The following is a 3,580-nucleotide window of genomic DNA, read 5'->3' on the forward strand; positions in this document are numbered from 1 at the left end:
GAGCATTACAACGAAGTATTCGTAGGTCATGCTGGAAACAACTATACAAGTGAAGCAGTTTTAGCAACTGGAGGAATTGATTTAATAACTTCAGAATTCAACTGTACATTACCAGGAATAGAGCCAATTGCTGAAAAATTAAACATAAAAATGATTTGTTTAGATAATGTAGCTAAGAAAAAAGGTGCAGAATCAGTAGTTTATACTTACGAAGAAAGAGAAGCTATAACTAATAAAGTTATGGAAGAAGCAGTTAACAGCTATAAAGCTAGAAGAAAAGATATAGTTTTAAATATTCCTAAAGACCATGGACACGATGATGTTCTAACTGGATTAAGTGAGCACAACTTAAAAGAGTTCTTAGGTGGAAACTGGAAAGCTTTAGTTGACTTAATAGCAGAAGGAAAAATAAAAGGTATTGCAGGAGTTGTTGGATGTTCAAATCTTACAGCAAAAGGACATGATGTATTTACAGTAGAGCTTACTGAACAATTAATCAAAAATGATATATTAGTTCTTTCAGCAGGATGTTCATCAGGAGGACTTGAAAACGTAGGATTAATGTCACCAAAGGCAGCAGAAAAAGCTGGAGATAATTTAAGAGCTGTATGTGAAGCTTTAAATATACCACCAGTATTAAACTTTGGTCCATGTTTAGCAATAGGAAGACTTGAAATGATAGCAGCAGAACTTGCTGAATACTTAAATATAGATATTCCACAATTACCACTAGTATTATCAGCACCACAATGGCTTGAAGAGCAAGCATTAGCTGATGGAGTATTTGGATTAACACTTGGATTACCACTTCACTTAGCATTACCTCCATTTGTAGGTGGAAGTGAAGTAGCATTAAACCTATTTAGTGAAGGCTTAAAAGAAATTACAGGTGGTCAATTAATAATTGATGGAGATGTAGAAAATACTGCAAAAACATTAACAGAAATAATTGAAGATAGAAGAAAAGGCTTAGGTCTTTAAGATAATAGAACCTACACAAAATAAGTTTGTGTAGGTTCTTTAAAATAAAGTAATCAATATAACTAAATATTATTTATGTTATATTGATTTTTACATTTATTTGACAAATTAGATTTAAAAGTCCCTATGAAGAATATAATGGGAAAGATATCAGAATAAAAGAGTAAGCTATAACAGTGATAAATGTTTTTGGAGTTGAATATGAAAAAATTAAAGGCAATATCAATAATTGGAATCTGTATTTTAGCAACTGGAATAACAATGGGGTGTACAAAGGAGAATTCTAAGGAACCTATAAAAGAAGAAGTGACAGTAGAAAAAGGTGTAAGGTATACAAGTGAAAAGTTAGGAATAGGGTTTGAAGTTCCTAAGGGATGGACAGAATACTGCATAATAGAGGAAGTAGAAGGTGGGATAACAGTAAAGTATGTCGATAAAGATGATACTAAAACTACTGGAACTTTGTTGATGATAACTACAAAAGAAGAGCTTAAAAACCAAATGGAAGATGTAGTTGAAAAAGAGATTAAAGGTGTAAAATATTTAATAGGAACACCTACTGATATTGGAATTAATTTAGAAGAAATTGATAAAGAAAAGCTTAGTAAATACGAAGAGTTAAAAGGGGAAGTAAATATAATAATAGAATCATTAAAATAAGTTTTGAATTAAGTTAGGATGGTAATATCCTAGCTTTTGATTTGTATACAAGATTAGAAATATAATAGAATGGAGTGATATGGAAAATTAAAGAAGGGATAAAAAGGATATTTAAAATTTGCATAGAATAACTGGTCTAGGATATAATTTAGTAATATAGAACAGTACAACTAGATAGGAGTTGAGTAATATATGATTAAATATAATAATGTAAAAAAAGAAGCATTTATTAGATATTCATTACCTTTAATATTAGAAAAGGTTAAATCTAAAATTAGTTTTTATAATAAATATAATATACCTTGTGAGGAATTAATAGAAGAGTATGATGAGTTAGTTAGTGAAATGGATATAGATAAAAAGATAATCTTAGCCGATAATATAATGGTTAAGGTAGGAGGTTTTCTTAATGAAAGCAGAACAAATTAGAAAGTATATTTTAGAAAAATTTCAAGTTGAGTGTTATATAGAAGAACATGAAGGAGAACTTTGGGGAAGAGATATGCTTATATATCTTAATAAAGAAGATATAGTATTTGTGCTGCCAATAGAGGAAGATATAAAGAAAATAGATGAAACAATAAATCCTATATTTATACGTAGAGGTGAATCTAATGAATAGCTATAGAGAGTATATTGTACGTGATGCAAGATCTTATCTATCTATATTAAATAGCACGAGTGACTTAAATAATCAAGATATTAATAGAATATGTTCACATATAGGATTTGAGTTGATTGAAAAATTCTTAAAGTATAATATATGTGAGATTTATAATGTTGATGTGCTAAAGAAGGAGAGTTTTGTTAAGCTTGGAATTGTAACTTCAATAGGAGTAAATTCAGTTTTAAAAAGTCACGATATTCTCAATTTATACAATTTATGTAAAGGGAGTCTTGATAAAGATTATTTAGATATAATAGTTGAAGTTATATCTAACATAAAAGGGATATACATAAATAATAGGTATCCAAATACTGCTGGTGTAGTTAAAGTTGAATATACCACACTTTTATCCATTCAGGTTTTGGCAACGAAGGTATTAAATGATTTTCAGTAATTAATTATAAATACTCAAAATAAGTTTTAACTTAAGTTAGGATAGTAATATCCTAGCTTTTGATTTATATATAAGATTAGAGATATAATAGAGAGGAGCAATATAGAAAACTAAAGAGGACATGAAAATGGAGATAGTGGTAACAGTAGGACTTATTGCTTTAATATTATTTTTACTTATTAGAAGTAATATTAAAACATTAAGGGAAGCAACTAATAAAAAGAATGCAAAGCCGTTTACAATGGTGTCAGAATGGACAAAGATAAAGACTACAAGGATTAGAATAAGTAAGGTTATATTTGATAGAGAAAACAGTAAATATAATTTTTATTTAGAGATGGAGAATATAGGAAGAGTTCCATTTGAATATAACCCAGTTGATTTTTACTTTGTAGGAAAGAATGGAATTATAAAGATTGACACTTATGATGAGAAACCATATTCGACAGTTAAAGGTGTTAAAACGCTCTTAAAAGGTGATAAATACAATACAACTTTAGAGTTTAAGGTTAAAGAAAAAGATAAATTAGATAGGCTTATTTATACTGATTTCTTTATAAAAAGAGAGTTTAAAATAAGAAAAAAAGATATTGTTTAAAATTTGCATAGAATAATATGCTTAGGATATAATTTAAGTATATGAATGGAGGTGGAGTAATGGCAAATTATTTAAATCTAAAGGATACACAGGTTAATTTTAGTGAATTAAAGAATAGCAAGTTGTTTGTTGATAAATCTAATATAATAGAGTTACTTAATGAAAAAATAAATACAGCAGATAAATATATTTGTGTTACAAAACCAAGAAGATTTGGGAAAACTTCTATAGTAAATATGTTAAGTGCGTATTATACAAAGAATTTAGATAGCAAAGAGTT

The 3,580-nt window shown here is 28.0% G+C and carries 6 protein-coding genes and 1 pseudogene; all 7 read left to right on the forward strand.

Annotated features, from left to right (window positions below; translation table 11 throughout):
* Window positions 1-981 (forward strand): annotated as a pseudogene (locus tag ACRC28_RS17405) (anaerobic carbon-monoxide dehydrogenase catalytic subunit); the annotation flags it as partial.
* A 201-nt stretch (window positions 982-1,182) separates the two neighbouring features.
* Window positions 1,183-1,641: a hypothetical protein gene (locus tag ACRC28_RS17410; RefSeq protein ID WP_438544719.1), complete on the forward strand. Its 459-nt coding sequence runs from the start codon at window positions 1,183-1,185 to the stop codon at window positions 1,639-1,641.
* Between the two features lie 192 nt (window positions 1,642-1,833).
* Entirely contained in the window at window positions 1,834-2,070 is a 237-nt protein-coding gene (locus tag ACRC28_RS17415; RefSeq protein ID WP_438544720.1) for a hypothetical protein, read from the forward strand.
* Window positions 2,051-2,263 carry a hypothetical protein gene (locus ACRC28_RS17420; RefSeq protein ID WP_438544721.1) on the forward strand — a complete coding sequence of 71 codons (213 nt, stop codon included), beginning with the start codon at window positions 2,051-2,053 and terminating at the stop codon, window positions 2,261-2,263. The genes ACRC28_RS17415 and ACRC28_RS17420 overlap by 20 nt, the downstream gene beginning before the upstream one ends.
* Window positions 2,256-2,702: a hypothetical protein gene (locus ACRC28_RS17425; RefSeq protein WP_438544722.1), complete on the forward strand. Its 447-nt coding sequence runs from the start codon at window positions 2,256-2,258 to the stop codon at window positions 2,700-2,702. The genes ACRC28_RS17420 and ACRC28_RS17425 overlap by 8 nt, the downstream gene beginning before the upstream one ends.
* Before the next feature lie 127 nt (window positions 2,703-2,829).
* Window positions 2,830-3,300, forward strand: a complete 471-nt coding sequence (locus ACRC28_RS17430; protein ID WP_438544723.1) for a hypothetical protein — start codon at window positions 2,830-2,832, stop codon at window positions 3,298-3,300.
* 59 nt (window positions 3,301-3,359) lie between these two features.
* On the forward strand, window positions 3,360-3,580 hold a 221-nt coding region (locus tag ACRC28_RS17435), incomplete at its 3' end, for an AAA family ATPase (RefSeq protein WP_438544724.1).

Source organism: Clostridium sp. (assembly GCF_051650885.1).
Lineage (GTDB): Bacteria > Bacillota > Clostridia > Clostridiales > Clostridiaceae > Clostridium.